This window comes from Phytohabitans sp. LZ39 (genome assembly GCF_059359075.1).
The window spans coordinates 35,392-61,866 of the sequence record NZ_JCADBM010000032.1 but is presented as its reverse complement, the minus strand read 5'-3'; the positions used below and the strand labels follow the sequence as shown (position 1 = coordinate 61,866).

The 26,475-nt window shown below is 67.9% G+C and carries 27 protein-coding genes and 1 tRNA gene; 12 read left to right on the top strand and 16 right to left on the bottom strand.

What is annotated here, in order from left to right; all coding sequences use genetic code 11:
* Nucleotides 1-10 precede the first annotated feature (10 nt).
* From AC5L36_RS40885 to selB, 9 genes are all read left to right on the top strand, one after another.
* A complete protein-coding gene (locus tag AC5L36_RS40885; RefSeq protein ID WP_441224194.1) occupies nucleotides 11-253 on the top strand; it encodes an acyl carrier protein in 243 nt (80 codons plus the stop codon).
* 86 nt (nucleotides 254-339) lie between these two features.
* Entirely contained in the window at nucleotides 340-2,283 is a 1,944-nt protein-coding gene (locus tag AC5L36_RS40880) for a KedN5 family methylcobalamin-dependent radical SAM C-methyltransferase (RefSeq protein ID WP_441224193.1), read from the top strand.
* A 321-nt stretch (nucleotides 2,284-2,604) separates the two neighbouring features.
* Entirely contained in the window at nucleotides 2,605-3,735 is a 1,131-nt protein-coding gene (gene arsM, locus AC5L36_RS40875; RefSeq protein WP_441224192.1) for an arsenite methyltransferase, read from the top strand.
* A 34-nt stretch (nucleotides 3,736-3,769) separates the two neighbouring features.
* Nucleotides 3,770-4,231 carry a hypothetical protein gene (locus AC5L36_RS40870; protein WP_441224191.1) on the top strand — a complete coding sequence of 154 codons (462 nt, stop codon included), beginning with the start codon at nucleotides 3,770-3,772 and terminating at the stop codon, nucleotides 4,229-4,231.
* Nucleotides 4,232-4,499: 268 nt separating this feature from the next.
* A complete protein-coding gene (locus AC5L36_RS40865) occupies nucleotides 4,500-5,534 on the top strand; it encodes a hypothetical protein (RefSeq protein ID WP_441224190.1) in 1,035 nt (344 codons plus the stop codon).
* On the top strand, nucleotides 5,531-7,057 hold the full coding sequence (locus tag AC5L36_RS40860) for an APC family permease (RefSeq protein WP_441224189.1): 1,527 nt from the start codon (nucleotides 5,531-5,533) through the stop codon (nucleotides 7,055-7,057). Before AC5L36_RS40865 ends, AC5L36_RS40860 begins: the two co-directional genes overlap by 4 nt.
* 34 nt (nucleotides 7,058-7,091) lie before the next feature.
* Nucleotides 7,092-7,304 (top strand): response regulator transcription factor, encoded by a 213-nt coding sequence (locus AC5L36_RS40855; RefSeq protein WP_441224188.1) that lies wholly within the window; start codon nucleotides 7,092-7,094, stop codon nucleotides 7,302-7,304.
* A gap of 14 nt (nucleotides 7,305-7,318) precedes the next feature.
* Nucleotides 7,319-8,659, top strand: coding sequence for an L-seryl-tRNA(Sec) selenium transferase (gene selA / locus AC5L36_RS40850; RefSeq protein ID WP_441224187.1), 1,341 nt, complete (start codon nucleotides 7,319-7,321; stop codon nucleotides 8,657-8,659).
* Entirely contained in the window at nucleotides 8,659-10,461 is a 1,803-nt protein-coding gene (gene selB / locus AC5L36_RS40845; protein ID WP_441224186.1) for a selenocysteine-specific translation elongation factor, read from the top strand. Before selA ends, selB begins: the two co-directional genes overlap by 1 nt.
* A 14-nt stretch (nucleotides 10,462-10,475) precedes the next feature.
* Here the strand turns inward: selB and AC5L36_RS40840 are convergent, their stop codons facing one another.
* Nucleotides 10,476-11,609 carry a flavin-containing monooxygenase gene (locus tag AC5L36_RS40840; RefSeq protein ID WP_441224185.1) on the bottom strand — a complete coding sequence of 378 codons (1,134 nt, stop codon included), beginning with the start codon at nucleotides 11,607-11,609 and terminating at the stop codon, nucleotides 10,476-10,478.
* Between the two features lies 1 nt (nucleotide 11,610).
* Nucleotides 11,611-12,666, bottom strand: a complete 1,056-nt coding sequence (locus AC5L36_RS40835) for a methyltransferase (RefSeq protein ID WP_441224184.1) — start codon at nucleotides 12,664-12,666, stop codon at nucleotides 11,611-11,613.
* Nucleotides 12,667-13,234: 568 nt separating this feature from the next.
* Here AC5L36_RS40835 and AC5L36_RS40830 point away from each other — a divergent pair.
* Nucleotides 13,235-14,149 carry a LysR family transcriptional regulator gene (locus AC5L36_RS40830; RefSeq protein WP_441224183.1) on the top strand — a complete coding sequence of 305 codons (915 nt, stop codon included), beginning with the start codon at nucleotides 13,235-13,237 and terminating at the stop codon, nucleotides 14,147-14,149.
* Between the two features lie 4 nt (nucleotides 14,150-14,153).
* On the opposite strand, the gene AC5L36_RS40825 is transcribed toward AC5L36_RS40830, so the two are convergent.
* Genes AC5L36_RS40825 through AC5L36_RS40805 form a run of 5 tightly spaced genes read right to left on the bottom strand, consistent with a single transcriptional unit; the run spans nucleotide 14,154 to nucleotide 17,606 of the window.
* Complete coding sequence (locus AC5L36_RS40825; protein ID WP_441224182.1) at nucleotides 14,154-14,831, bottom strand: ABC transporter ATP-binding protein; 678 nt, start codon at nucleotides 14,829-14,831, stop codon at nucleotides 14,154-14,156.
* Nucleotides 14,824-15,708 carry a transporter substrate-binding domain-containing protein gene (locus AC5L36_RS40820; protein WP_441224181.1) on the bottom strand — a complete coding sequence of 295 codons (885 nt, stop codon included), beginning with the start codon at nucleotides 15,706-15,708 and terminating at the stop codon, nucleotides 14,824-14,826. Before AC5L36_RS40820 ends, AC5L36_RS40825 begins: the two co-directional genes overlap by 8 nt.
* A gap of 6 nt (nucleotides 15,709-15,714) precedes the next feature.
* Nucleotides 15,715-16,356, bottom strand: coding sequence for an ABC transporter permease subunit (locus AC5L36_RS40815; protein ID WP_441224180.1), 642 nt, complete (start codon nucleotides 16,354-16,356; stop codon nucleotides 15,715-15,717).
* Nucleotides 16,353-17,072 carry an ABC transporter permease subunit gene (locus tag AC5L36_RS40810; protein ID WP_441224179.1) on the bottom strand — a complete coding sequence of 240 codons (720 nt, stop codon included), beginning with the start codon at nucleotides 17,070-17,072 and terminating at the stop codon, nucleotides 16,353-16,355. The genes AC5L36_RS40815 and AC5L36_RS40810 overlap by 4 nt, the downstream gene beginning before the upstream one ends.
* A 9-nt stretch (nucleotides 17,073-17,081) precedes the next feature.
* On the bottom strand, nucleotides 17,082-17,606 hold the full coding sequence (locus AC5L36_RS40805) for an OsmC family protein (RefSeq protein ID WP_441224178.1): 525 nt from the start codon (nucleotides 17,604-17,606) through the stop codon (nucleotides 17,082-17,084).
* 337 nt (nucleotides 17,607-17,943) lie between these two features.
* Between AC5L36_RS40805 and AC5L36_RS40800 the strand changes: the two genes are divergently transcribed.
* Nucleotides 17,944-18,039: transfer RNA gene (locus AC5L36_RS40800), tRNA-Sec, on the top strand.
* A 104-nt stretch (nucleotides 18,040-18,143) separates the two neighbouring features.
* Here the strand turns inward: AC5L36_RS40800 and phnE are convergent.
* The 6 genes from phnE to AC5L36_RS40770 form a co-directional block, all read right to left on the bottom strand.
* The gene (phnE, locus tag AC5L36_RS40795; protein ID WP_441224177.1) at nucleotides 18,144-18,929 is read right to left on the bottom strand and encodes a phosphonate ABC transporter, permease protein PhnE; all 786 of its coding nucleotides are present in this window, start codon (nucleotides 18,927-18,929) and stop codon (nucleotides 18,144-18,146) included.
* A 3-nt stretch (nucleotides 18,930-18,932) separates the two neighbouring features.
* Nucleotides 18,933-19,652: an ATP-binding cassette domain-containing protein gene (locus AC5L36_RS40790; protein ID WP_441224176.1), complete on the bottom strand. Its 720-nt coding sequence runs from the start codon at nucleotides 19,650-19,652 to the stop codon at nucleotides 18,933-18,935.
* 12 nt (nucleotides 19,653-19,664) lie between these two features.
* Nucleotides 19,665-20,582 carry a phosphate/phosphite/phosphonate ABC transporter substrate-binding protein gene (phnD, locus tag AC5L36_RS40785; RefSeq protein ID WP_441224175.1) on the bottom strand — a complete coding sequence of 306 codons (918 nt, stop codon included), beginning with the start codon at nucleotides 20,580-20,582 and terminating at the stop codon, nucleotides 19,665-19,667.
* A 144-nt stretch (nucleotides 20,583-20,726) separates the two neighbouring features.
* Nucleotides 20,727-21,914 carry a cysteine desulfurase family protein gene (locus AC5L36_RS40780; protein WP_441224174.1) on the bottom strand — a complete coding sequence of 396 codons (1,188 nt, stop codon included), beginning with the start codon at nucleotides 21,912-21,914 and terminating at the stop codon, nucleotides 20,727-20,729.
* Complete coding sequence (locus tag AC5L36_RS40775) at nucleotides 21,914-22,342, bottom strand: MerR family transcriptional regulator (protein ID WP_441224173.1); 429 nt, start codon at nucleotides 22,340-22,342, stop codon at nucleotides 21,914-21,916. The genes AC5L36_RS40780 and AC5L36_RS40775 overlap by 1 nt, the downstream gene beginning before the upstream one ends.
* Complete coding sequence (locus tag AC5L36_RS40770) at nucleotides 22,339-22,671, bottom strand: hypothetical protein (protein ID WP_441224172.1); 333 nt, start codon at nucleotides 22,669-22,671, stop codon at nucleotides 22,339-22,341. Before AC5L36_RS40770 ends, AC5L36_RS40775 begins: the two co-directional genes overlap by 4 nt.
* Nucleotides 22,672-22,878: 207 nt before the next feature.
* Between AC5L36_RS40770 and mtnA the strand changes: the two genes are divergently transcribed.
* A complete protein-coding gene (gene mtnA, locus AC5L36_RS40765; protein WP_441224171.1) occupies nucleotides 22,879-23,892 on the top strand; it encodes an S-methyl-5-thioribose-1-phosphate isomerase in 1,014 nt (337 codons plus the stop codon).
* Between the two features lie 90 nt (nucleotides 23,893-23,982).
* On the opposite strand, the gene AC5L36_RS40760 is transcribed toward mtnA, so the two are convergent.
* The 3 genes from AC5L36_RS40760 to AC5L36_RS40750 form a co-directional block, all read right to left on the bottom strand.
* Nucleotides 23,983-24,345, bottom strand: coding sequence for a hypothetical protein (locus AC5L36_RS40760; RefSeq protein ID WP_441224170.1), 363 nt, complete (start codon nucleotides 24,343-24,345; stop codon nucleotides 23,983-23,985).
* 161 nt (nucleotides 24,346-24,506) lie between these two features.
* Nucleotides 24,507-26,120: a multicopper oxidase family protein gene (locus AC5L36_RS40755; RefSeq protein WP_441224169.1), complete on the bottom strand. Its 1,614-nt coding sequence runs from the start codon at nucleotides 26,118-26,120 to the stop codon at nucleotides 24,507-24,509.
* Complete coding sequence (locus AC5L36_RS40750) at nucleotides 26,057-26,461, bottom strand: hypothetical protein (protein WP_441224168.1); 405 nt, start codon at nucleotides 26,459-26,461, stop codon at nucleotides 26,057-26,059. Before AC5L36_RS40750 ends, AC5L36_RS40755 begins: the two co-directional genes overlap by 64 nt.
* Nucleotides 26,462-26,475: the final 14 nt, after the last annotated feature.

The following is a 26,475-nucleotide window of genomic DNA, read 5'->3' as shown; positions in this document are numbered from 1 at the left end:
GAGGGGAGTCATGGAAATCCGTGAGACCTTGGTCGAGGTGTTCCGCGAGCTGAAGATCGATCCGACCGGGATCGAGCCGGACAGTCGCCTGCGCGAAGATCTGGAGATCGACTCGACGGAAATGGTGGAGATCGCCGTGGCCCTCGAAAAGCGGCTGTCGATCAGCATTGACACGGACGACTTCCTCGCGTTGAAGACCTTCGGCGACATGATGTGGCACGTTGCCGCCGCAGGATTGCCTGCCTCGTCCTAGGGTTTACCCGATTCTGCGGCGCCCGCGCCGGCACTAGCTTCTGAGCTGGTTTATTGGCGCAGCAGGATTCGGGGTCACAGGTGGCCATGTCTTCTCGCAAGCGAATCGTGTGGATCGTCCAGCAGGGCGTCTGGGACATGCCGAAAGAGTCGATGCCGTTGGCCGCAGGTTACCTCAAGGCGGCGGCGTTGGCATGCGAGCCGATACGCGACGAAATGGAGATCCGAATCTTCAATTTCGGCGGCGGCGACCCGGTGACCGTGATGGCGGAGACCATGTTCGCCGAAGGCCGCCCCGACGTCATCGCGTTCTCCGTTCAGGGTTGGAGCTACTTCACGTTCGGCAACATCGCGGAGGGCTTCAAGCAGATCCACCCGGAGGGTTGGGTCGTGTTCGGGGGCACCCACGTCGCCAACCAGGCCAACCGGGTCTTCCGGCAGTTCCCTGAGGTCGACCTCGTCGTCAACGGGGAGGGCGAGTTCGTCTTCCGGGACATCCTTCTGGCCTACCTCGCCGGCCAGTCACCGGGCGAACTGCACGCCATCGGCGGCATCAGCTTCCGCGACCCCGAGGGCCAGATCGTCACCACCAAGGAACCGGAACGCATCCTCGACCTGGACAGCATCCCCTCGCCGTTCCTGACCAACGCGATCCCGCTGACCGACTCGGTCGGCGACTTCCGGTACGACGTGGCGCTCATGGAGACCAACCGCGGCTGCCCCTACAAGTGCGCGTTCTGCTACTGGGGCGGGGCGGTCGGCCAGAAGGTCCGCGCGTTCTCGCGGGAGCGGCTGCGCGAGGAGCTGGAGATCTTCGCGTTCCACAAGGTCCACACGATCGTGTTGTGCGACGCCAACATCGGCCTCCTGCGGGAGGACCTGGAGTTCGTCGAGGACGTCATCCGCCTCCGCGAGAAGCACGGCTACCCGCGTGCCGTGGAGGGATCCTGGGCCAAGAACAAGTCCAAGTCCTTCTACGACATCGTGAAGCGGATGAAGCAGGTCGGCATGCGTAGCTCCTTCACCCTCGCCTTGCAGACGCTGGAGGACTCGGCGCTGGAACAGATGCAGCGCCGCAACATGAAGGTAAACCAATGGGAGGACCTCGTCCGCTGGCTGCGCGCGGAGGGCCTCGACTGCTACGCCGAGCTCATCTGGGGTTCACCTGGCGAGACGGTGGACTCCTTCTTCGAAGGCTACGACAGGCTCGCCCGGCACATGACCCGGATCGCGGTCTACCCGCTCCTGCTGCTGCCGAACACCGACTACTCGGTCAACAAGGCCACGTACGGCTTCCAGACCGTTCGGGGCGAGAACGACGACTTCGAGTACGTCCTGGCGCACAACACCATGACGATCGCCGAGAACCTCCAGATGAAGCGCTTCATACTCTGGGCGCGGTCGGTCGCCGAGCACCTGGTGTTCCGGCACATCTGGGCACCGCTTCGGGAGTACGCGGGCCTGACACAGTCCACGGTGATCCGAAACATGGTCGCCTGGTTCGAGACCGCCGCCCACCCGGCCGCCGTCCGGCTCGCGGCGGTCGCGGCCAAGGTGGAGCGGGTGCCCAGTGCCGTCCCGGTGTTCCTCCGGCAGTTCTACGGTGAGCCGGACATCGACGACGTGCTCGCCACGTGGTGGCAGGAGGCCATCGTCCCGCTGCTGCCGGCGGCGTACGTCGAATTCCTCACCGAGGTCTTACGGTACGACTGCCTGACCCGGCCGGTGTTCGACCTGCCCGGGCTGGATGGCGCGAAGCTACCGATCGTCGACATCGACGGGGAGCCCCACTTCTGCCGCTCGGACGTTCGGTTGACGTATGACGTGCCAGCGGTGCTGGCCGATCTGGAAAGAGGCACAAAGCGAGAACCGGCGCCGAAACCGACGCGACTGGCAATCTTCTCCAAGGTTGGCTTTCATCAGTGCTACGCCAGCCATGAAGAAGGCTTCTATTACGTCGGTCACACGCACGAGGAATTGCGTGCCGAAGGCAAGGATGTGCGACCGTACGCTGCGGCAGACCAGGTCTGAGTGTCCACCAATATGGACGTCTGAGATTGCTGACCGCGTAGTATGTCTATACCTCGGGTATTGGTTTGCGGGATCGATAAGTGGTACCCAATACGTCTATTCATCGTGACTGATCAGTCGATGTGCTGACGATCATAGGTGGGACCTTATTGGTGAACGTCTTTCTTGACTCGCGAATTCATCGGCGCGCATACTCGAAATTGTCATGGCGGCCGAGATGAAGCGAGGAAATGCATGGCCGGGATGAAGTGGTTTTGGCGCGCGGTGTGCGCGCCACAGTGCTCCGACGCGTGCCAGACCAACTGCCCGGGGTGCTACGCAATGTCGGAGGAGTGGGAGCAGCAGGGGATCGTCACGCCGGTCACCGGCAAGCAGGCCCCCAAGTTCCGCTGGAGCAAGGTCGGCGAGCTGTGGTCCTGCTGGTCGAAGAGCGCGTCGGCCCGCATGCTGGCCAGGCTCGACCCCCGCAGCTGGGGCCGCCGGCGGGCGAGCTCCACCGTCAACGCCACCGCGTCGGCCGGATGTGGCTGCCACGGTGACAGCGCCATACCCTCCGTCGACGTAGGGATCAAGCTGACCACACGGGCCGACGCCCTCCGCGGCGGCGTGCAGCAGCACTACGACGCCCACGCGAAGAGCGTTCGCGCCGGTGCCGACGGCTGCTGCGGCGGTAGCACCGCTGCCGGGCTGCCCGAGGAGGTCAGCTGCGTCACCGACTACGCCGAGGGCGACCTACAGCAGGTTCCGATGGACGCGATCGTCGCGTCGCTCGGCTGTGGCAACCCGTTCGACCGGGCCGGCTTGTCGGCCGGCGAGGTCGTTCTGGACCTCGGTTCGGGCGGTGGCCTCGACGCGATCGTGGCGGCCCGCCGGGTCGGGGCCGAGGGGCATGTCTTCGGTCTGGACATGTCGGACGAGATGATCGCGTTGGCGCGAGCCAACACCGCGAAGGCCGGCCTGACCAATGTGGCCTTCCTCAAGGGCGACATGGAGTCCATTCCACTGCCGCGCGGGTCGGTCGACGTGATCATCAGCAACTGCGTGGTGAACCTCGTGCCCGACAAGGCGCGGGCGCTCGCCGAGGCGTACCGGGTGCTCCGTCCTGGTGGGCGGCTAGCGATCTCGGACATCGTGACCCGGCTACCTGTACCGGCCGAGATGCGAGACGACCTGAGCGCGTGGGCCGCCTGCATCGGCGGCGCGCTGACCGTCGACGAGTACCGCGAGCGGCTCACCGCGGCGGGATTCGTCGACATCGAGGTGGACCGCGAACGGGAGTACACGGCGCGGGACGCCGAGCTCGGCGGGGTCGCGCCCATCCTCGAGCGGGCGGGGCTCGCGGACGCGCTGGCGCTCGGCTTCGCCAACACCAGCGTCCGAGCCCGCCGGCCGGGCGTCGCGGACCAGGCCGAGAAGGTCCTGGTTCCGTCGTCGTCGGCATCCACCGACTGACGGCATCTGCCGTTCAGAAGAGGGGAAGGAAGGTATGACAACAACCCAAGAACGCGAGACGGTGGCGCCGGCGGTATCGCCGGAGGAGATCGCCGCCCGGCGGCTCCAGGCCGATCCGGCGGACCGGGTCATTTTCCGCGTCGCCGGCCTCTACGGGGTGTCCACCCACAGCGCACCGTTCCCGATCAGCAAGACGGAGAGCATCGACTCCGGTGTCGTCTCGATCACCCTCGATCCCGAGTCCGGCGCATCCGGCAACGTCGGGATCATGGACTTCGAGAAGCGGTATCTGCGCGTCCGTTACAACGTGCACGCCGTGTTCCCGGCGCTGCATGAGCTGGTCATGTCCGGAAAGCACGACCTGAGCCTGCTCGGACCCGTGCGCGCGACCGCGACCGACGAGTGCGCGGTCACCGAGGACTACAGCGGCTGGCGCGCCCTCGGGTGCATGGACTTCCTGCCCGGCTCCATCTGGGCCGGCGCCTCCGGTGGTTGAGACGGCCGCATAACCTCCAGTTTGGAGGACACGCTTCTCGGCCTTCGTGAGGGTCGGGCCGTCCATGTCGGATACGACACAACCTTCTTGATCAATTGGCCGCAACATCTCGGCGGCGGATCCATCAACCTTTCCCTCGAAGGCGCCATGGTGCTCATTCCCGAGCTCGGCAGCCGGTGAGGAGATTCGGCGCGCACGGAAACGGGCGGGACCACGTCGGTTCCGCCCGTCGCGCGACCGCGACCACCACGACCGCGAGGAGCGGATCATGTCCTATCTGCGCAACCAACCGCCCGGATTCGTCTTCCTGGCCCATCCCCGTGACGCCCAGGACCTCCACCACGTCCGAGGCAGCTCCGTGGTTGCGCAGCACAGTGCCACCGAAGAAGAGTTCCAAGAGAAGATGCTCTCGCTCCCACCGACGATCACCGGCGAGGTCACCTTCGGGTTCGATGTCCTCCGCGGGGAGTTCCTCGTCGTCCTCTGCCTCCCGGACACCATCCTCTACTCCCAGGGCCGCGAGCAGATCGATCAGGCGGTCCAGGTGGCACAGTCCCGTGGCGCACGGGTCATCGGGCTGGGGGCGCTTACGGCGCCGGCCACCCGCGGCGGCCTGACCCTGGTGCCGAAGCTTCCCCGGGGTATGACCGTGACCACCGGCAACGCCTACACCGCGGCGGTCGCGCGGCGCAACGTGGTCGAGGCCAGCGAAGTCCTGGCAACTGGTGAGGGCGCCACCGTCGCGGTCGTCGGTTGCACCGGTTCGGTCGGAGTGGCTGCCTCGCGGCTGCTCGACCGGGAAGGCTTCCGGCTGGTGCTCGTCGGGCGTAGTCAGACCCGCGTCCGCAAGGAACTGGCCGATCTCGTGCCCCGGGCGACGGTATCCGGATCCATCGCCGACGTCGGGCAAGCGGACATCATCCTGCTCCTCACCGGGGACCCCTCCGCATACGTCACGCCTGACCTGGTCAAGCCCGGCGCGATCGTCCTGGACCTCGCCCACCCGCTGAACATCCAGAAGGAGGACTACCCGCGCTTCGAACAGCGCGATGTGCGGGTCGCCCAGGGCGGCCTGGTGAACATCCCGGGCTATCACCTCACCACCGACCTGCGCTTGCCGGACCGGCACAGCGCCCTGGCATGCCTGGCCGAGACCTACCTGTTCGCCAAGGAGGGCATCACCGAGCACTCCGTCGGCCAGGCATCAGTGGACTTCGCCATCGAGATGGAGGCCGTCGCCGCGCGCCACGGCGTCCGCACCAGGCCGCTCAACCTCGACGCCACCGTGGGTGCGGCAGGATGAGCGTGAACGACGATCGGACCATCAGCGGACGCTTCGGCGTCGCCATCGCGGCGGGCGTACCCGTTCTCGTCCTGGTATCGATGGGACCAGTGGCCGCACTCGTCGGCAACGCCTCGATCGTGGTGTGGCTGGTGTCGGCGGTGATCGGTTTACTGATGGCCGTCATCTTCGCCGAGCTCGCCGGCGGCTACTCCCGTGTCAACGGGGGCGTGGCCGTGCTTGCCGCCGAGGTCCTTCAGCCGCGCAGCCGTGCCCTGGCCCGCGTCGCGCAGTGGAGCTACTGGTTCGGCTGGAGCCCAGCCCTGGCGATCAACGGGCTGCTCGTCGGTGCATACGTGCAGCGGATCGCCTTCCCCGACGGGCCCGCCTGGACCGCCGCTCTCGTCGCCGGCCTGGTCCTGACCATGAGCGCGACAGTCAACCACTTCGGCATGCAGGTCGGCGCGCGGTTGCAGGTCGTCCTGGTCGCCTGCGTGGTCGCCGTGGTCGGTCTGTTGTTCTTCGGCGCGCTTGCCAAGGGCAACATGAACGTCGACAATCTGCACCCGTTCGCGCCGCCGGACGGGTGGCTCTCGAGCGCGGGGGTGCTGGGCTTCGCTGGCGGGCTCTTCATCGCTGGCTGGAGCGCGTACGGCTCGGAGCTCGCGCTGTCCTACGCGACGCGCTACCGCAGCGGCGTGATGCAGGCCATCCGGGTGCTGGTGGTGGTGGCCCTGGTCAGCGTCTTCGCGTTCGGCGTCATACCGTTCCTGCTTCTCACGGTCGTGGGACCAGAAGGGCTGCGCGCCGATCCTGCCGATGCCTTCCTGATGCTCAGCGAACGGTCGACCGACGTGGGCGCCAACGTGGTGCTCGGGGTGTTGGTTCTCGCTTTGGTGCTCGGTCTCAACATGATCGCCCTGGCCTCGTCATGGACGCTGCACCAGATGAGCGCCCGTGGCGACGCGTGGCCGGCGTTGGGACGGCTCAACCGGCACGGGATGCCGGCGCAGGCGTTGCGCTTCGACGTCGGAGTCAACCTGCTGCTGATCGCCGTGCTGACCGCCCTCGCCCGCGGCAACACGGCGCAGGTGCCGATCGCCCTGCTGGCCGCGGCGAACGTCGGCTACTTCATCAGCATGACGTTGGCGCTGGCGGCCGCCTGGCTGAACCACCGACGTCCGGTGCGCCGCGGGCTGCTGCGGCTGCGCACCGGCCTGGCGCGGTTGGGGCCCGCGATCGCCGGACTGAACATCCTCATGCTCGCCTCCGCCGCCTGGGCGTGGGGCTGGCAGAACATCGCCGTCGGGACATTGATGCTTGGCGGCATCGTGGGGCTCGGCGCGATCGCGCGCCGCGGGCGGCGAACGACGGCGCCGACCGATGTCACGATGCCGGCCTGCTGGGGCCGAGCCGAGGCGGCCACCGCTCCTCGGCAGCCCGGAATCCGATACTCGCGGGAGAGAGGTGGCGATAGCCATGACAGCGCGGGGCCGCATCGTGTCGACGCCCGGAAACAACTTCGTTCTGGAGCAGTTGTCTGACCGGGAGGTCCAGTCCGGGCAGGGACGGACGTTTGTGTTGGAACAGTTGACCGACCGAGAGTTGCAGGTCCTCGGACTGGTCGCGGCGGGTCGCCGCAACCGAGAGATCGCCGAGGTGCTCAACGTCACGATCAAGACAGTGGAGTTTCACCTGAGCAACATCCTGGGGAAGCTGAACGCCCAATCACGCACCGAGGCGGTAACGCGCGCCTGGCAGGTGGGCATGCTCCGCCTCAACGCCTCCTGAGCCGGGCGGTTGCCATGCCGAAAACGAACCCCGCCGCCGGCCGCCAGAGCCTCGATCCGAGGCGTGCGGTGCCAGCAACCGACACGCTGCTCAACGACCCCCGCCTCGCTTCCGCTACCGAACGGCTCGGACCAGCCGCGGTGCGCCGGGCCATCGCCACCGCTCAGGATCTGGCCCGCCGTGGGCAGATCAGTGCCGCGCAGGTGGCCGGTGCCGCTGTGGCTGCGCTGCCGTGCCGCGCCACCACGCTCCGGCCGGTCGTGAACGCCACCGGCGTGCTGGTTCACACCAACCTCGGCCGTGCTGTCCTGTCGCCGGCCGCGCGCGCCGCGGTCGAGGTGGCATGCGGCGCCACCGACATCGAGTACGACCTCTCCACGGGCCTTCGGAGTCGGCGGGCGGCCGGCCTCACGGCAGCGCTCGCGGAGGCGGTCCCCGCGGCCGAGGACGTGCATGTGGTGAACAACAACGCCGCTGCCCTGGTGCTCGTCGCGACCGCGCTCGCCCGCGGCAGCGAGATCATCATCAGCCGGGGCGAACTCGTCGAGATCGGCGATGGGTTCCGAATCCCCGAGCTGCTGCGGTGCACCGGCGCCCGGCTTCGCGAGGTCGGTACCACCAACCGCACGTCGTTGCAGGACTATCGCGACGTCATCGGACCGGCGACGGCGTTTATCCTCAAGGTGCATCCGTCGAACTTCCGTGTCGACGGCTTCACCCGGGACGTCGGGGTCGGCGAACTCGCGGCGCTCGACGTTCCCGTCGTCTACGACATCGGCTCCGGACTCCTCAACCGCGAGCCGCTTCTCCCCGACGAACCGGACGCTGACAGCGCGCTGCGTATGGGCGCGGCACTCGTCACCGCCAGTGGTGACAAGCTGCTAGGCGGTCCGCAGGCCGGCCTCCTGCTCGGCAAGCGCGAGCTGGTCACACAGCTGCGCCGGCATACTTTGGCGCGGGCACTCCGGCTGGACAAGCTCACCGCTGCGGCACTGGAGGCGACGCTGCGCGGACCGGCGCCGCCCACCGTGGCCTCGCTCCGTGCGCCGGTGAAGCAGTTGTGCCGCCGGGCCGATGCGATGGTCTCGCGGTTGGCCAGCCACGGCATCGACGCACAGGTCATAGAGAGCTGGTCCGTCGTCGGTGGCGGCGGCGCCCCGGGTGTGCGGTTGCCGAGCCGTGCGGTGAGCCTGGACGACCGGCTGGCGGCGCCGTTGCGCCGGTCGGATCCGGCGGTGGTGGGGCACCTCGAGCAGGGACGACTCCTGCTCGACATGCGGTCCATCCCGGAGGATCTCGACGACACGGTCGGCAGTGCCGTCATCGCCGCGGCGCTGAGCAACGGGAGCCACTGATGCACGTCCTCGCGACTGCCGGACACGTCGACCACGGAAAGTCCACTCTGATCCGCACCCTGACCGGGATGGAGCCGGACCGGCTCGCCGAGGAACGCGATCGCGGCCTGACCATCGAGCTGGGGTTCGCATGGCTGACACTTCCCTCGGGCCGGCAGGTCGCGTTCGTGGACGTCCCCGGCCACGAGCGGTTCCTGGGAACGATGCTCGCGGGCGTGGGCCCGGTGCCGGCAGTACTGTTCGCGGTCGCGGCGGATGAGGGCTGGATGCCGCAGTCCGAGGAACACCTGGCGGCCTTGGACGCTCTCGGCGTCCAACATGGACTGCTCGTCGTGACGCGCAGCGACCTGGCGGACCCGGCTCCGGTGCTCGCGGCCGCCCAGCAACGCATCGGCGAGTCCAGCCTCGGCAAAGTGCCGGCGGTGGCGGTCAGCGCGACGACCGGAGCCGGACTGCCAGAGTTGGTTGCCGCCATCGACGAGGTCACATCCGACCTACCGGCTCCAGACCTGACCGCGCCTGTGCGCTTGTGGCTGGACCGCGCCTTCTCCATCCGGGGCAGCGGCGTCGTGGTGACCGGCACACTCGGCGCCGGCACGATCAAACTCGGTGACGAGCTGGAGCTCTCACCTACCCGACACCGGGTACAGGTCCGCGGACTCCAGACATTGGAACAGCCCGCACGGTTGGTCGGATCGGTCGCGCGGGTCGCCGTCAACCTACGTGGCGCGGAACGATCAGCGATCTCGCGGGGAATGGCGCTCTTGACGCCAGGGCAATGGTCCCTGCCAGATGCGATCGACGTGCGCCTCGATCAGCCCGAATACGCGGAGGCGACGGACTGGGACATGCCCGGTGCCGCCGTGCTGCACATGGGCTCCGGCCGGACTGTCGCACGGATCAGGCCGCTCGCCCGCGATCAGCGACGGCTGGCCGCCCGGTTGACCCTGCGAGACAGGTTGCCGCTCCACATCGGTGATCGCGCCGTCCTGCGCGACGCGGGACAGGCCCGCGGGGAGACCCGGATCTTGGCCCGGGTGACCGTGCTCGACGTACGGCCGCCGGTGCTTCGGCGGCGCGGCGACGCCGCCAACCGTGGCACGCGGATGCTGGCCCTGGCGGACATCCCCGACGGCGCGGTCGTCCTGGCCCAACACGGCGTGCTGCGGAAAGCCGACTTCACGATGATGGGTGTGGCACCGCCCGACGTTCCGGCGGTGGGGGAGTGGCTGCTCCATGCGGGCCGTCGCGGCGAGCTGGGTGAGCAGCTGGTGTCGCTGGTCACCGAATACGCCGAAGCCCATCCGCTCGAGAGGGGCATGCCGCTCGACGCGGCCCGGCGCGCGCTGTGCCTTCCCGACCGGCGGCTGGTGGCGGCGCTCATGCCGCCGCCGCTGCGCCTGGTGGAAGGCCGGATCCGCACCGCGGACCAGGCCCAAGTACTGCCGGAGCCGCTCGCCAGCGCCGTACGCGCGGTCGTCACCGAGCTCACCAAGTCGCCTTTCCGCGCGCCGGAGCAGCAGGAGCTGGCCGCGCGTCGCCTGGATCGCAAAGGACTCGCGGCCGCCGAACGCGCGGGCCAACTCCTCCGGATCGCCGACGGGATAGTGTTGGCTCCCGGTGCCGACCGGGAGGCGGCCAAGATTCTGGCCACACTCCCGCAGCCCTTTTCCGCGTCGGATGCGCGGCAGGCCCTGGACACCACTCGCCGGGTCATCATCCCGCTGCTGGAGCTACTCGACCGCGAGGGGTACACCGAACGCGTCGATGCAAACCAGCGTCGCTGCCGCCTGCCGGACTGATCGCTGTCGTCTCGTCAGCGCGCCGCGGCGGCCAAGACAGTGTGTGCCGCCCGACGCGCCTGGGAGGGCATCTGTGGCAGCCGTCCCGTGACCGCGGGTTGAAAACCGACGAACGCCAAGCCCGGCGCCCCTGCGCACGGGCCGCCGTCGCCCCGGATCAGTCGACCCTGCCGATCGAACACGTCCAGTTCGGCGGCGAGCTTCTCCACCCGACTGCGGTAGCCGGTCGCCGCCAGCACCATGTCGGGCCGCACCACGCTGCCGTCGACGAGGTGTACGGCCGTGGCCGTGAAGCGGTCGACGGCGGGCAGCAGGCTCACACGTCCGGCCCGCAAGGCGGGCACGATGCCGTCCGCCACGACTGGCTCTGTCCCGTGCCGATGCAGCGCGGTGCCGAGGCCGGCGGCTGGTCGTGGCAGCGGGTCGGGCCAGGTCGACCCGAGCATGCGATGAGTCAGCGCGCCGGCGGCGTCCAACAGCCACCGCGGTGCATGCCTGGTGGCGGGCAGCGGGGTGAGGGGGTACGGCCCGAGCTGTCGCGGGAAGAGGTTCGTGCAGGAGCGGACGGACAGGTCGACCCGCGCCGCGCCGCCCTCAGCCAACAGCAGGGCGATCTCTAGCCCGCTCGCTCCGCCGCCGATCACCAGGACGTGCTGACCCTGGTGCGGGGCTGGGTCGCGGTAGGCGGCGGCGTGCGCGAAAGCGCCGTCGTACCGGTCAAGTCCGGGCCATGGCGGGACTACCGGGCGATCGAACGGTCCCGATGCGACGACAACCGCCGCCGCGGCCAACTCACCCTTGGACGTGTGCAACCGCCACCGGCGGGAGTCGCTACCGTGCCCGGGAACGATCCGCTCGACGTCGACCTGGGTTTCGACGTCGAGGTGATGAAGGTCCGCGTAGTGCTCCAGATAGGAGATGTAGTCGTCGCGCGAGACCCAGCGGCCAGCCCGTCGCGGGATCCCATACCCGGGCAGGCAGGAAAGCCAGCGGACGGTGTTGAGCCGAAGCCCGTCGTACCGGCCTCGCCAGTTGGCCCCGACGGCCTCGCCGCGCTCGAGGAGTGTGGCCCGCACACCGCGCCGCCGCAGGACGGCCGCGACCGCCAACCCGGCTGGCCCCGCGCCGACGACGACGATTTTGGACATCTCAGGACCGCCGACCTTGGAGCATGACGAACGGCCGGTAGTCCACACCGGATAGCGGCTCCGCGCGCACCAGCTCGTATCCCGCGTTGTTGAAGAGCTCTTCGAATTCGTCGATCGTCCGCTCTCGGCCGCTGACGGTCAGCAGCGAGTTGATGTCGATGAGATGGGCCACCGGGTCGTGCGGTGGCCCGTCCGGCAAGACGCCTTCGAAAGCGACGAGCGTGCTGGCCGGAAGTGCCGCCATGTAGCAACTGTCCAGAAGCCACGAGGCGGAGTCGTCGTCGCAGTCGTGCAGCACTCCCTTGAGGACGTACAGGTCTCCTCCCGGGGGCACCTTCTGGAGAAAGTCGCCGCCGACCACCGTGACGCGGTCGCTGAGACCTACTGCATCGATCATGGTCCGCGCTCGGTCGGCAACCGGCGGTCGGTCGAAGAGCACTCCCGTGGCGTTTGGCGTGGACCGGAGCAGCGCGGACAGCAGGCGGCCACGGCTGTCGCCGATGGCGACGATCCGTCGGTGCTTATCGAGGTCCACTGTGCGCCGCAGCGCGGGCAGGATGACCTCCTCGATGTCCACGAGCCGTTCCGACGTGGCCAAGCGTCCTTCGGGATGCGTGTCCCGGTACTCCCACGCGTTCATCCCGAGGACGTCCGGTGCTACCGCTCGGTTCTTGATCACAGATTCGGCGAGATGTGCCGCGGTCCGCCAATGGATTGGTTCGCTGGCCGCGACTGCGATTTCCCGCAGCGAGTGAGGTCCTCGGCGGAGGCAGTCGCTGAGCGAATTGATCGCGAATGTCTCGCCGGCCAGCTCATCGAGTAGCCCGAGGCTCGCGGCGGCGCGGAGCAGGCGCAGCATGCCGACTTGATCGGCACCGGTCACTTGCGCCAGCTGAGCCGCGGTACCGGGCCCCGGGGCTAGATGATCGGCGATGCCGAATCGGGCGATCGTCGCGACGACAGCGGTGACGTGGTGACCCAGGATCATTTGCAGCACCGCACGAATGGGTGCTCCGGCCGGCGAGCTGTTGTGCTGTCCGGCTATGTCGCTGCCCATGTTGGGACGCTATCCTGTTCCGCAGATAGTAAACCTAGGGTTTTACCGGGTCCGCTTCATATTCAGTGGTGTACATCAATTCGAAAATAGTGTGATAAGGATATTCTTGCGGTTTGGCGGATGCGCGCCAGCGGCGGTGGCCGGGCGGGCCGTCATCTACGTTGAGTGCTGAGGCCCAGCCCTACAGTGGTGTCATAGTAGGACATAGCGGATAGTCCGTCGCGCGCCTTACGGACTTGCGTGTTACCTTAGGCTAACCTTCTGCCGGTTGCTGTTGGCACAAGAAACACCTTCCATGACGAATGTTAGCAATGGGCCGCGTGGTGGTCTTAAGGTACTTCGTCACAATCCAACAGTGCGATCTTGGGTGTCGAACGGGTGTCGAAATGATTGAAGGTTCGCTATAGTTGTTAACCGGTCGCGTGCACGGGGGAGGCTTATTGTGCGCAGACGTGAGACAGATTCGCGGCGCTCGTCGGGGCCTCAGGGCGACCGGCGAAATAGCAGTCCCGCGTCGCCTCCCGGCGCCAGACCGTCACGACCCGAGGCGCTAGCCGACTCCAGCCTGGTGACCGACTCGTTCCTGCGACCCACCTACACCTTGGAGCAGATCCGCACCTTCCTCGCCGTGGCGTCGCGTGAGCATGTCACCCACGCCGCGCAGGTTCTGCGCTTGAGCCAGCCCGCCGTCACCCAGCAGGTCCAGCTGCTGGAGCGTGCGCTCGGCATCCGATTGCTGGAGCGGGTCGGCCGCAACGTGCGGCTGACGACCGCGGGCGTGGAGGTCGCTGGCGTTTGTCTCCTCGTCATGCGCGCGCTGGAAAATCTCGAGAAGGTCGTGCAGGGGCTGCGCGGCCTCGATCGCGGCTCACTCACCATCGGCGCCAGCGAGCTGGCTGCCAGCTTCTACCTTCCCGCGGTGCTCAGCCAGTTCGCCGCGACCCATCCCGGCATCACGGTGGGCGTCGTCGTCGCCGCGGGCGAGGAGGTGTGCGCGGACGTCGCGGCGGGAAACCTCGAATGCGGCCTGGTCGATGGGGCACACGAAGCCCATCCCAACCTCGTACGGACCGAGGTGGACTCGACCGAGGTGGTGCTTGTGTCGCACCCGCGCCACCCGTTCGCCACCAAAGCCAAGTGCTCACGAGACGTGCTTCGCGCGACGCGATACCTGGTCTGGGAGGCGGGTTCGACCACCGAGGCCCTTGTCGAGGAGACGCTCGGCGACCACTACGGGATCGCCGCGCAGATGTTCGTAGGCAGCATGGAGGCCGCGCGTCGCTCGGTGCTCAGCTCACCCAACTTCCTGACGGCGTTGCCGTCGGTCGCGGTCGCCGGCGACCTCGCGTCGGGTGCGCTGGTGGCGCTACGGCAGGAGTGCGGCCGGCTACCGGTGTACGCAGTACGTCGACAGGGACCGGACAACCCTGGCGTCGAGGCGGCCTGGCAGATGTTGATCCGCGCCGGTGGTGACCCGTCATGAGGACTCATACGCAAATCTGTGCGACCCGACCTGCCTGCATCTCGATCCGGCACGTCTGGAGCGAGGCGACCTCCTCGTCGCGGTGACTGGACATGACGACGGTGGCGCCCTGCTGCACCAGGTCCTTGATCGCCGTCAGTACGATCCTGGCCGAACCGTCGTCCAGGTGAGCGGTCGGCTCGTCGAGAATCAACAGCTGCGGCTGCGGGGCCAACGCCCGGGCAAGTGCGACTCGTTGACGCTCCCCGCCGGAAAGCGCGTGCGGAAACGAACCGTGTTTGTCGTCGAGACCGAAACGGTCGAGCCATGACCGCGCCTCGCGGCGGGCTTCCGAGCGCGATACTCCTGACCGCCGGACGCCAGCCGCCACGTTGTCCACAGCGGACAGACTCTCGAACAAAGCCAGCTCCTGCTGCACGGTGCCGGTGCGCCGCCACGCCAACTCGGCCTCGCGGCGACTCCGTCCCGGCATCCACGACCCGAGCGCCCAAACGCGACCGGCAGACGGTGGGCAGAGCCCGTTGATAGCGCGCAAGAGGGTCGTCTTTCCGGCGCCGCTCGGGCCCGCGAGCACCACCCACTCCCCGTTGCAGCAGTTGAACGTCACATCCTGTACGAGGGTCACCTCGCCGACGCAGACGCTGAGGTCGCAGCAGCGGACATTTACACAGCGGTCATCCATTGGGCCAAACCTCGATCTTTCCTTGGCGGGGGACGGGTGCCGTCGATGACGGGCCGAACCAGCGGTCGTAGATCTTGTCGTACTCGCCGGAGGCGGCGATGTCCTGCAATGCCAGGTTTACCGCGTCGCGCAGTGTCGAGTCGTTCTTGCGCATGGCGATGCCGTCGAGCTTGACGCCGGTGCCGCCGGGCACTTGGAGTACGGCGAGGCCGGGCTCGTTGCGGGCGTAGCTCGCGAGTACCTCGTAGTCCTCTGTCCATCCGGCGATCGCGCCTTGCTTCACCGCGACGAGGGCGGCCCGCTTGTCGCCGAATTCTTCGATCTCCGGCTCGGCGGACACGCCGTTGCGCTTGAGCCAGGCCTTCCAGTTTCCGATGGAACTGCTGCCGCGGCTGGCCCCGACGCGCTTGCCCACCAGGTCCTGATAGGACTTGGCCCTGTCCTTCCGGACCACGAACGTCTGCACCGAGTAGAAGTAGGTCTGGCTGAAGTCGACCTGGGCTCCGCGCTTCCTGGTCTTGCTGATGCTCGCGACGGAAAGGTCGACCTTGCCGTTGTGCAGGAAGCTGATCCGGGTGAGCTCGTCGACCTTCACCATCTCGAGCTTGACCCCCCACCGCTTGGCGATGGCGGTGGCGATGTCGTTGTCGAAGCCCACCCATCTGCCCTGCTCGTCGTACGAGCTGTGGGGCGGGTTGTCGACCCGGCTGCCGACGCGGAGAACACCGCGGGACTTGATCTCGTCCAGCAGGGATGTCCCCGAGCCGGAGTTCGCCTTCCCCGTGTCCGCGCATCCCGTGCCGCCGACCACCAGCCCAGGAAGGAGCAGGAGGGTGGCCGCCAACAGACCCGTCTTGGTTCGGGGTATTCCTCTCATGTGCGTTCACCTCGCATAGCGTGCGAATCGATTGGTCAGGTACGACAGGGTCCGAGTCAGCGCGGCGATCGTGGCCAGGTAGATCGCGGCGGCGGCGAGGAGCACCAGTAGCCAGCCGCGGGTGTTGGTGCGTTCGCTAAGGAGGCGAGCGACCGTCGTGAGCTCGCCGATGCCCAGGACGGTGAGCGCCCCGGTGTCCTTCAGCAGGGAGACCCAATGGGTGCCAAGCGCGTCCAGCGAGCGCCGCAACGTCCACGGAATCCGAAACGTCAGCCATTCCCGGACGCGCGAGATGCCGAGCAGCCGGGCTTGTTCCCGCAGGGCCGGGGGATAGGTGGCCAGGTAGGCCCGCAGTGCCTCGCCGACGTGCGACAACGAGTACAGGAACAGGGCGACGAAACCGCTCGCCAGCAACGGCAGGGTGGTCGTCTGGGCCAGCGCGAACACCACCAGCAGCAAAGGGATCCCACGCAGCAGGGCTAGGACTCCCTGCACCGACAACGTCAGACCGGGCGCGGCCACACAGGCGGTCGCGTACAGCGTGCCGGCCAGCACGGCGAGGCCGCCGGCGACGACCGCCGCCAGGACGCTGAGCAGCAGTCCACCCGGCCTCTGGTCTGGTAGCCCGATCAGCAGGTCCACGATCATGTGCGACTACCGATGAGCACTCGGGGCACGATCCGTGGCAGGCCAGGACGGCCCCGTCGGGAGCCCAGGCGGTGCTCGACGGCGCGGGTGGCCACCCAGATGAGGAAGCTGAGCGCTACGTATACGCCGGCACCGATCGCCGCGTACCGGGTGACCTCGAATGTCTCGTGAGAGCGCCCCTGCACCCATCCGAACAGGTCGACGATCGGAAAGAGTGCCGCGAAGCCGGTGTTGTGCAGGTGATGGACGAGTCGCGCGCCGGTCGGTGCGAGGCTCGCGAGAGCGGACTCGCGAGCCAGGAGCCTGAATCGCTGCCCTGGTGTAAGCCCGAGGACCCGTACCTGCTCCAGCCGCGCCGTGCCGAGGGACCGGTATCCGGAGCGGAAGATGACCGCGAGGTGGCCGGTCGATCCCAGCGCCAACGCGACCGCGATCGCCCAGCCCACAAGGGCCATGCCGTCGGACGTCCCGGGAAACGGGTTGGGCAGCCACGCGGGCGGCACCTGGGGCATGGCGGCGAGGCCGGCTACGACCACGAGGAGGCTGGTGGGGACGCCCCGGGTGAGCAGTATGACGAGGTCAGCTGGGCGCCGCGCGATCCATGACCGGCTGAGCGAACCGGTGGCCAGCACGACCGCGAACGTCAACGCCGCGATAGCGCTTGCCGACCACAGGACCAGCGTGCCGAGGATCGCCGTCACGATCGCCCCTGGCATCGGCGTCGACTATTCGCGCGCCGCCACAGCCTGTCCGGGCCTGGGTTTGGCGCCGTTCATCGAGGGCGCCTCCGCGTCGGCATACTCCCACTCCACCCGGACACGTACGTCGACGCCCTCCCGCACGGAGGACGTGACCGTGCAGTGCTTCTCGAAGACCTCCTCGCACCGCCGGGTACGGCCCGAGTGCTCAGTCAGCACCGGGCGCAGCACCACATCCACATGGTCGATCCGCGGCAGGCCCTCCTGGTTGGGAGCCACCACGGCGACGACCTCGGAGCTGAAGTTTTCGACCGGCAGGTGCGCGTGGCGAAGCGTCTCCAGCAGGCTGGCCGACAGGCAGTGAGCGATCGCCGATCCCAGGAGCGCCGGCGTTGCCGGCGCCGAGGCTTCGCCCACTGGGTCCGGTTCGTCCGATGCATACGGGCCACCGTGCGGCCGGCCGTCCTCGCCGGCCTGGGACAGGAACCGGTATCGGTCCTGGTGCTGGAGATCGACGCGGAAGTATCGACGGTCCTGGCCTCGCATGTCCATCTTGGAGCCTTCCTGCCGTCACACGATGGTTCGCGTGGGATGTTGGCCGGGTGTGATGCCGGGACGGCTGTCACCGTGTAGGGACGCTTGCCCCGCTGAAGGCACAAAAAATGGGGCGCCACCCCCGGCACGCCGTTGCGCGTCTAGAAAATGTCGGCCCGCTTCGGTGTCGACGGTCACATCCTATTGACGGATACGTAGCATTGCAATACATAAGCCTATTTCATTTCGCCGAGAGGATGACATTCATAAGGCTGTCTTATGGAACGTATGGACCGCTGCTGTTCGCCTCTCGTGGCATTGACGATGGCCACCGAGGCGCAGTAGGTTTTCAACCGGAGGTGTGTGGGTGCCTGGTGGTCCCCGCGGTCTTCAAAACCGACGTGGCCGAGCACCTCGGCCAGGCGGGTTCGATTCCCGTCCACCTCCGCCATGAAAACCGCGAGGTTTTCTTGATTGATACCAAACGTCCCCACGTGGTCGGGCTCTCTTTGTCAAATCGTAGCGGTCACAATTCGGGATCGAAGAATGTGCATCCTAGGTGCAGGCTTTTGTGGTGGCCCCCAGCCCTCTCCGGGCGCGGCGAGAGAGCACATCCACCAGGAGCATGAGCCCCAGCGTCGCGATGACCAAAGTCGAGACCTCGTCGTAGCGGAACAGCCGCAGCGAGATGGCCAGGTCCTGGCCGAGCCCGCCGGCACCGACGAAGCCAAGGACCGTGGACGCGCGGATGTTGCACTCGAACTGGTAGAGGATCACGGACACCAGACCGGTGCGCGCCTGCGGCACGATCGCCAGCGCCGCTGTCGCCGCCCGGCCGGCGCCCGTGAGTCGCAGCGCCTCGACCGGCGCGGGGTTCACACCTTCCAGTTGTTCGGCGGCGAGCTTCGTCAGCATCCCCGTGCCGTGTAGCGCCATGGCGAGCGTTCCGGCGGCCGGCCCCGGCCCCACGATGGCGACGAGCAAGAGAGCCCACACCAGATCGGGAACGCCCCGGAGTACGGCCGAAAGTAGCCGCACGAGGACACGCAGCGGGGCCCAGGCGCCGACGCCACCGGCCATGACGGCGGCCATCGGAGTGCCGATCACGATGCCCAGGACCAGCCCGGTCACAGCGATCTGCACGGTTTGTGCGATTGCCTTGAGGACGTCCACGAGGAAATCGGGCGAGGTCTGCGGCCGCAGAAAGCCCTCCGCGAGCCGGGCCCCGCCGGACCTTCCCTCCCAGAGCGCGGTCAGGCTGATGCCGCTGCCTTGCGCAGCCCAGGCCACGACGGCGCACGTGAGCAGGACCGACCATGTCAGGGCGTGGCGGGTCCTCATGTCTCAGGGGACCCGGCGGTACAGGCGGGACAGATCGTCGTCGTCCAGGGCGGCGCCGTCATGAACGAGGCGGCCCTGGCGAAGGGCCAGCACTCGCGTGAACCGCGCGGCGACGGCCTGGTGATGAGTGGCGACGACGACCGTCTCCGCGCCGCAGTCATGGATGGCTTGCGTGGCCGCGTCCGCGCTTACCGGGTCGAGGCCGGCGGTGGGCTCATCCGCGAGCAGAAGCCGCGGCTGGGGGAGTAGCGCTCGGACCAGCGCGATTCGCTGCCGCTGGCCGCCGGACAGCTGGTCGACGCGCTGGCCGAGGCAGTCGCCGATGCCGTGCCGCTCGGCGAGATCCGCGAGTCGGTCCGCGTACCGGGCCGGAACCCTGCCGCGCAGCACGCGGATCCAGTCGCCGGCGTGCCAAGCGCCCGCCGTGCCCATGAGAGCGTTGAGTCGACCGCTGAGGCCGAGGACCAGGTCGCCGCCCTGCCGCAGGAATCCCGCCGCGGAACGGACGGCCAACCGATCGGCGGCCGTACCGTACGGATCGCGCCCGCCGACGCGGATGAGGCCGCTCGCCGGGACCGCTCCGAGGAGTGCACGCAACAGCGTCGACTTTCCTGCCCCCGAAGGGCCGAGCAGGGCGACCCGTTCGCCGGCCCTGATGTTGGCGGCGAGGTCGCGCACCGCGGCGGTCGGGCGGCCGGAGAAGTGCACCGTGAGTCGATCCACCCGGAGGTCCATCTATGACGTCGCAAGCAGTCCGAGGCGGGTGGCCTGTTGGCGGATCTCCTCGTAGTCCGCTGCGCCGACCGCGGCATATCCGCGTGCGCGCATAAGATCGAGGAGTGCGGCATCGGTGATCGAGGTAAAGGCGTCGACCAGCGCACGTTTCGCCGGCTCGCCGAGGGCATCACGCATCACCCACGGGTAGCCCTGTACCTGCCGTTGCTGGACGACTCGAAGGGCACCCTGCGGTACCTTTCCCTCCTTCTCCAGGCGTCGAAGGATGCGTAGCTCGATACCACCCGCGTCGACCTTGCCGGACAGCACCGCTTGGGCGGTCGCGTCGTGGCCGCCGGTGAACAGCACCCTCGCGAGTGGCGGGCATTCATCCATCTTGCGGACCGAGCACCGCGCCCCGGCCTCGCTGAGCATGATCCGTGGGTAGAGGCTCCCCGACGTGGAGCTGACATCCCCGAAGGCGAATGAGTGGCCAGCGGAGACGATGTCACCTTGCAGTTTCTGGAAGGGAGCCTCGCGCCGGACCACGATCGCGGAGTCGTAGCGCGGCGTCCCCGTCAGCTGGTCGATCTCGGTCACCAGCGGGGTCAGCTTCGCCTGCCGCTCAGCCTGCACGTACGTCAACCCGCCGAGGTAGGCGACGTCGATGCGGTCGCCCACCAACGCCGCGACGACACCGGCGTAGTCCGCCGCCACGAACAGCTCGACATCAACGCCCAGTCGTTCCTTCAGATAGGCGGCGAACGGCTCGTACTTCGCCTTCTGCTGCTCGGGTGCGATATTCGGAATTAGGCCGACGCGCAAGGTCCTGGATATCGGTCCGGTCGATTCGGATCCCGAACTGTCCGAGCCGCAACCGGCTTGGGAGATGCCGACCATAATGGCGATCGAGAGCAGCGTCAACATCGCACGGCGCACGGCGGTCTCCTGACGGAAGTCGCGGACGTGTCGTGCAACCGAGTGTGCCCGCCCAAGACGGGGTGGTCAAGAATGCGACAAAGAATAAGCGCCGCCTCATCAATGCTATTAGTCGCTACCTTTGTTCTTCATCTTGTCTGCAATTCAGGCGTCGCCGATGCCTTTGTGTACCGCGGCCACCAGCGCGTCCACCGCTGTACGTACGTCGGCTTCCGTGGTCGTCCTACCAGCGCTCAGGCGGACCGCCGCGGCCGCGCGCTCCGGCGGCATGCGCATGGCCATAAGCACGCCGGAAGGCTCGCCGGTACCGGTGTGGCAGGCGGATCCGGTCGATGCGGCGACCTGAGGTGTCGCGGCCAGCAGTGAGCGGCTGTCGACCCCCTCGATGCTGATGTTGAGGGTGTTGGGCAGGCGCAGCGTCGGGTGCCCGTTGAGGTGCACCGCTCGGGTGAGTCGCGCACGAAGCTCCTCGTAGAGCAGATCCCGCAAGGCCCGCAGCCGCTCACCTTCACCGATTAGGTTTTCCTTCGCGAGGACGCTGGCTCTCCCGAGGCCGGCGATGTACGGCACGTTTTCCGTCCCCGACCGGAGACCGCCCTCCTGCCCACCGCCGTAGGTGGTCGCGTCCAGTCCGATCTCGTGGCGGCGTACCAGGGCGGCGATGCCCTTGGGCGCGTACATTTTGTGCCCCGCGAGACTCAACAGGTCGACCTCGAGCGCGGCGACGTCGATGCTGATCTTTCCCGCCGCCTGGCACGCGTCCGTGTGGAACAACGCCCCGCGCTTGTGGGCCAGGCGGGCGAGTTCGGCGATCGGCTGGATCGTGCCGGTCTCGCCGTTGGCGTACTGGATCGACACCAGCAGCGTCGTGGCGTCGATCGCCGAGCGGGCCTGTTCCACGTCGACCAGCCCGTGAGCGTCCACGTCGAGGACGACAACGTCGCAGACACCGGCCCGCCGCAGCGCGGCGCAGGTGGCGAGGACGGAGGGATGCTCGGTTGCCTGCGTGACGATCGTCCGCCGGCCGTGGGAGGCACTCGCCAGGACCGCTCCGCGCAAAGCCAGGTTGTTCGCCTCCGAGCCGGAGCCGACGAATACGAGGTCCTTGGGATCGCAGCCGACGAGGCCGGCGGTCTGCTGCCGCGCCTCGTCGACAGCCTGTCTCGCGACCAGGCCGTATCGATGGCCGCTGGACGGGTTGCCGAAGTGCGTCGTCAGGTACGGGAGTGTGGCGGCAACGACCGCGGGGTCTACCGGGGTGGTGGCGTTGTGATCCAGGTAGACCGGCATACGCGGTGCGGCCAGCCCGTCCGATGCTGGCCGGCTGTCCATCAGATCTCCGCGCTGATCCGGCCGAGGTCGGCGAAGGGAATCGAGCCGTTGGGGCAGGTGCAGTTCGTCAGGCCGTCGCAGCGGGCTTCGAGGACCTCGGCAAGCGCGTCACGGATGGCGGACAGGTGGGCGATCTTCTGATCCATCTCCTCGAGCTTCGCAAGGGCCCGCTCGCGAAGGGCGCCGCTGGCGTGACGCCGCCTACCGGCTTCGAGGAGGTCGGAAACCTCGTCCAGTGTGAAGCCGAGCCGCTGTGCCGCCTTGATGATCCGCAGCAAGGACACAGCCTCCGGCGGATAGGAGCGGTGGCCGCCGGGACTGCGCATCGGCTGGGCGAGCAAGCCGCGTCGTTCGTAGTAACGCAATGTCTGGATGTTGACGCCGGCCGCCTGCGCGAGCTCACCGGAGCGCATCCCCGAGCCGTTCATGTGTCCGCCCCGCGCGCCAGGCTGACACGGTGCACGAGCCCGTCGAGGACTGCTGTCTGTCCATCCGGGACGCGTATGTCGACGATCAGTCCTTCGCGTTGCCGCTCCACGGCGAACTCGAAGAACGCACAGCACGTGCTTTCGCGCCGAACAAGGTCACGTGTGACGGCCTCGACGTCGTTGTCACCGACCAGCACGAGCTGGAGGTGCTGGCCGCTGACCCGACGCTGTTCACGGACGGCGCTGGCGAACAGACGGTCGAGCTCATCCAGCCGCAGCGGATGCTCGGCGACGGGCAACGTACACGCGTCAGGCATCACCCAGGTCATGAGACTCCCGATCTACGCCTCGACAGCTGTTGGCAGCGTCCCCCTCGACGGTAACCCCGTACCTCGGTACCGATTGCAACCCCTCAGCGACTACAAGTTTGGATGTCGAGAACAGTCAGGGTAGCAACGCTATCTATAGCGTTGCTACCCTCGTGCGTGACTCGGACATCACGCGTAGCTTCGATGTCCAAAGTCTGGGGAGGCCACATGCGCACCATCGACTGGCGGCATGACCGGATCGTGGCCATCGACCAGACCCGGCTACCGCACGAACTCGTCCTGATGGAGATCGACACGGTCGAAGCTCTCGTCGATGCCATCAAACGCCTCGTGGTCAGAGGTGCACCGGCACTCGGTGTCGCCGGTACCTTGGGGGTCGCGCTCGCCGCGCGGCTCAGCGCCGGTGACCCGTCGATGGTGGCCGCCGCCGCTGCGGCGGTTCGTGGAGCGCGGCCAACGGCGGTAAACCTGGCGTGGGGAGTCGACCGCGCCTTGAGGCCGCTGGATCAGGGCATCGACGCGGTGTTGGCCGAAGCGCTGGCGGTGCTGGAGGAGGACATCGCGTGCAGCCGCGCACTCAGCGAGCGCGGAGCCCGCTGGCTGATGCAGCACGTCACGAGTCCGGTCGCCCTCCAGACCCACTGCAACGCCGGTGCCCTGGCGTGTGTCGAGTGGGGGACGGCGCTCGGCGTCGTCCGGGCTCTGCACGAGCGCGGCGCTCTCGGCCACGTGTTCGCGGCCGAGACGCGTCCTCTGCTGCAAGGCGCTCGGCTCACCGCATGGGAGCTGGCCCAGATGGGCGTCCCGCACACCCTGGTCGTCGACTCCGCCGCTGCCTCGGTCCTGGCGCGTGGACTCGCGAGGGCCGTCGTCGTCGGCGCGGATCGGGTGACCGCCAATGGTGACGTGATCAACAAGGTGGGCACGTTCCCCTTGGCTCTGGCGGCCGCATACGCCGAGGTTCCCATGGTGGTGGCCGCGCCCGAGTCGACGATCGACCTTTCCACACCCACCGGCAACGACGTCGACATCGAGGTTCGCGGCACCGATGAGATCACTCGCTGGGGCGACGTCAAGGTCGCGCCGGACGGGACCGACACGCTCAACTATGCGTTCGACGTGACGCCGGCGGCGCTCGTCACCGCCATCGTCACCGACCGCCGCGTCATCCTTCCCGCCATGGGCGGGCGCCCTGACGATCAACCCGCCGCCGACCGGTAAGGTCCCGCGCCCGGAGGAGCCGGATCGAATGCGCAACGACTGGGACGACGCCACGGCCCCGTCCCCATCTCAGCCTCTCGCCCAGCTCGTCTACGCTTCGCGCCTGCTCGGGCGGGAGCGAGTCTCGTGCTGCACCGGGGCAGCAACAGCTCGGTCAAGACCACCATGACGCACCTGACGGGCGAACCGGTCGACATCCTGCACGTCAAGGGCAGCGGCTGGGATATGGCGACGATCGAGGCGGACGGCTTCGCCCCGCTGCGCCTCGACCGCCTGCGCGCCCTGTTGACGCTGGACAAACTCAGCGACACCGACATGATGAACGAGCTTCGCTGCGCGTCCATCGATGCCAGGGCGCCTGATCCGAGTGTCGAGACTCTTCTGCACGCACTCCTGCCGCACACCGCGGCCCTGCATAGCCACGCGATCCTCCAGCAACGGGCCGACCACCACGGCATGAGCGTCGGGGAGTACAAGCGGCGCAACCTGCTACACACGGAAATCACCAGCGCCCGGGTCGGCGAACTGGTGGCGGTGATGTGCTCAGACGCGTTCGGGGCAACCACGGGCGCGCAGATCCGATCGACGGGGGCAACGAGCGGGTCATCTGACCACTACACGACCTCGAAGTTGCCCATCATCGCCATGTCCTCGTGCTCCAGGTTGTGGCAGTGGAAGACGAACCGTCCCTTGTGGTCGGTGAAGCGGGCGATGACCGCGACCTGCTCGGCCGGGCGCAGGTCGACGGTGTCCTTCCACCCGGCGTCGTACGGCCCGGGATCTCCGATGCCCCGCTGTAGGACCTGGAAGTGGACCAGGTGGATGTGGACGGGATGATGGAAATCGCTCGTGAACCGCCAGATCTCCACGTCTCCGAGCTTTGGCGTGGCGTCGGCGCGCGACGGATCGAACGGTCGCCCGTTGATCTGCCACTCGTGCTCCAAATTGCTGCGGAAGACGAAGCGGCGCGTGGTCACCGCCTGCTCTGGCCGCAGCACCTCGATTGTGGACAGCCGCTCCGGAACCGCGCTGTCGTCGCGGGCCTGACGCCGCACCTGGAATCGCATGATGTGTCCGGCGGTGCCGCTCCCGAGGCGGTTGAGCAGCGTGACCGCCTGGCCGACGGGGTAGCGGGAGAAGTCGACGACGAGGTCGAAGCGTTCAGCGGGCGCGATCTCGATGCTGTCATGCGAAATCGGGCGCTCCAGCAGGCCACCGTCGGAACCGATCTGTACGAGACCGGATCCGTCCGGTGGTGGCGGGTCGAGCGCAATCCGGTATCGGCGAGTGTTGGAGGCGTTGAGGATGCGGAAGCGGTAGCGCACCGCGTCCACGTCCAGCACCGGCCATGGACTGCCGTTGACGAGGATGATGTCGCCAACCACCCCCTGGCGGTACGGCGTTTCGACGCCGTGCTGGTGTAGCAGGCTCGGATCCAAGGCCGGATATCGTAGCGAACCGTCGGCGGCGAACGCACGATCGGCGATCATGAGCGGGATCTCCCGCTCCCCGGCCGGTAGCGGCAGCGCCGCCTCCTCGGCGTCACGGATCAGGTGGAAGCCCGCCAGGCCGCGCCATACGCCAGGCCCCGTGAAGTCCATCCGGTGGTCGTGGTACCAAAGCGTGGCGGCACGCTGTACTACCGGGTACTCGTACTCGCGGCTTCCAACGAGGACGCTGGCCCGGGGATCGGGGTGGCTTGCGGCATGGTGCCCTGCGTCCGCGCCTCCCTCAGGGATCAGGAGATCGGTGGGGTAGCCGTCGCTGGAGGCCGGCGTATGGCCTCCGTGTAGGTGAACCACTGTCGGGGCGGGCAGCAGGTTGCGATGACGGACAACTGTTCGCCGCCCGCTTCGCGAGACGATGGTCGGCCCCGGAAACTGGCCGTCGTAGCCCCAGATCTCGGTCGGTACGCCTGGCAGGATCTCGACCGTTGCCGACCTCTGTGTGACGTCGTACCGGTCGGTCCCTCCGTCCGATATCGGGGTCAGGACGGGCGGGATACGCAATGGCACGCGGAACGGCTCGGGCAGCGGCAACTCGCTGCGCAACAGGCGCCCTGTCTCCGCTGACGACGCGAGCCAGGGAATGGTCGCCCCGACGGCGGCCGCGGCACCCGCCCCGCCCACGAGACCCAGCACGCGTCGGCGACTCAGCCGGGGCTTCATCGTCGTTCCTCCGATGCGGCTGTCGAGCGGCGTACTCCGAAGGTGGGCCGCCACGCCCACAGCGTGAGCAGCACGGACGCGGCAAAGACCGCCACAGCGAGCGGGACGTGGACGCCGATGACGCGCAGGAGGCCGGAGGCGATCTGAAGTGGCTCGGCGATCGAGACAGCCAGGCAGGCCAGCGCCGGCCAGCCCCGACCGCGACCGGGCCGCCAATAGAGGATCGCCAGAGCGGTCTCGGCCAGCCCGAGGGCGCCGACGACCTGCGAGTTGATGAAGTGCAGGCGGAGCATCTCGAAGTCGCCCGACAGGAACCGCCCGGCGAAGACCGCCTGGACGAACACGGCGAGCATGTGCGCCGTTATCACGATCCGCAGAGCCCAGCGGATGGGCCACGCCACGCGCGCGGGCCCTG

Coding starts and splice junctions, on each gene's coding strand:
- AC5L36_RS40775 (WP_441224173.1), bottom strand. CDS start 22,342: ATGAACGGCTCGGGGATGCGCTCCGGTGAGCTCGCGCAGGCGGCCGGC.
- AC5L36_RS40815 (WP_441224180.1), bottom strand. CDS start 16,356: ATGATCGTGGACCTGCTGATCGGGCTACCAGACCAGAGGCCGGGTGGA.
- AC5L36_RS40820 (WP_441224181.1), bottom strand. CDS start 15,708: ATGAGAGGAATACCCCGAACCAAGACGGGTCTGTTGGCGGCCACCCTC.
- AC5L36_RS40840 (WP_441224185.1), bottom strand. CDS start 11,609: ATGTCCAAAATCGTCGTCGTCGGCGCGGGGCCAGCCGGGTTGGCGGTC.
- selB (WP_441224186.1), top strand. CDS start 8,659: ATGCACGTCCTCGCGACTGCCGGACACGTCGACCACGGAAAGTCCACT.
- AC5L36_RS40805 (WP_441224178.1), bottom strand. CDS start 17,606: ATGGACATGCGAGGCCAGGACCGTCGATACTTCCGCGTCGATCTCCAG.
- AC5L36_RS40770 (WP_441224172.1), bottom strand. CDS start 22,671: ATGACCTGGGTGATGCCTGACGCGTGTACGTTGCCCGTCGCCGAGCAT.
- phnE (WP_441224177.1), bottom strand. CDS start 18,929: ATGAGGACCCGCCACGCCCTGACATGGTCGGTCCTGCTCACGTGCGCC.
- AC5L36_RS40835 (WP_441224184.1), bottom strand. CDS start 12,666: ATGGGCAGCGACATAGCCGGACAGCACAACAGCTCGCCGGCCGGAGCA.
- AC5L36_RS40860 (WP_441224189.1), top strand. CDS start 5,531: ATGAGCGTGAACGACGATCGGACCATCAGCGGACGCTTCGGCGTCGCC.
- AC5L36_RS40870 (WP_441224191.1), top strand. CDS start 3,770: ATGACAACAACCCAAGAACGCGAGACGGTGGCGCCGGCGGTATCGCCG.
- AC5L36_RS40780 (WP_441224174.1), bottom strand. CDS start 21,914: ATGGACAGCCGGCCAGCATCGGACGGGCTGGCCGCACCGCGTATGCCG.
- mtnA (WP_441224171.1), top strand. CDS start 22,879: ATGCGCACCATCGACTGGCGGCATGACCGGATCGTGGCCATCGACCAG.
- AC5L36_RS40880 (WP_441224193.1), top strand. CDS start 340: ATGTCTTCTCGCAAGCGAATCGTGTGGATCGTCCAGCAGGGCGTCTGG.
- AC5L36_RS40885 (WP_441224194.1), top strand. CDS start 11: ATGGAAATCCGTGAGACCTTGGTCGAGGTGTTCCGCGAGCTGAAGATC.
- AC5L36_RS40865 (WP_441224190.1), top strand. CDS start 4,500: ATGTCCTATCTGCGCAACCAACCGCCCGGATTCGTCTTCCTGGCCCAT.
- AC5L36_RS40810 (WP_441224179.1), bottom strand. CDS start 17,072: ATGCCAGGGGCGATCGTGACGGCGATCCTCGGCACGCTGGTCCTGTGG.
- selA (WP_441224187.1), top strand. CDS start 7,319: ATGCCGAAAACGAACCCCGCCGCCGGCCGCCAGAGCCTCGATCCGAGG.
- arsM (WP_441224192.1), top strand. CDS start 2,605: ATGTCGGAGGAGTGGGAGCAGCAGGGGATCGTCACGCCGGTCACCGGC.
- AC5L36_RS40825 (WP_441224182.1), bottom strand. CDS start 14,831: ATGGATGACCGCTGTGTAAATGTCCGCTGCTGCGACCTCAGCGTCTGC.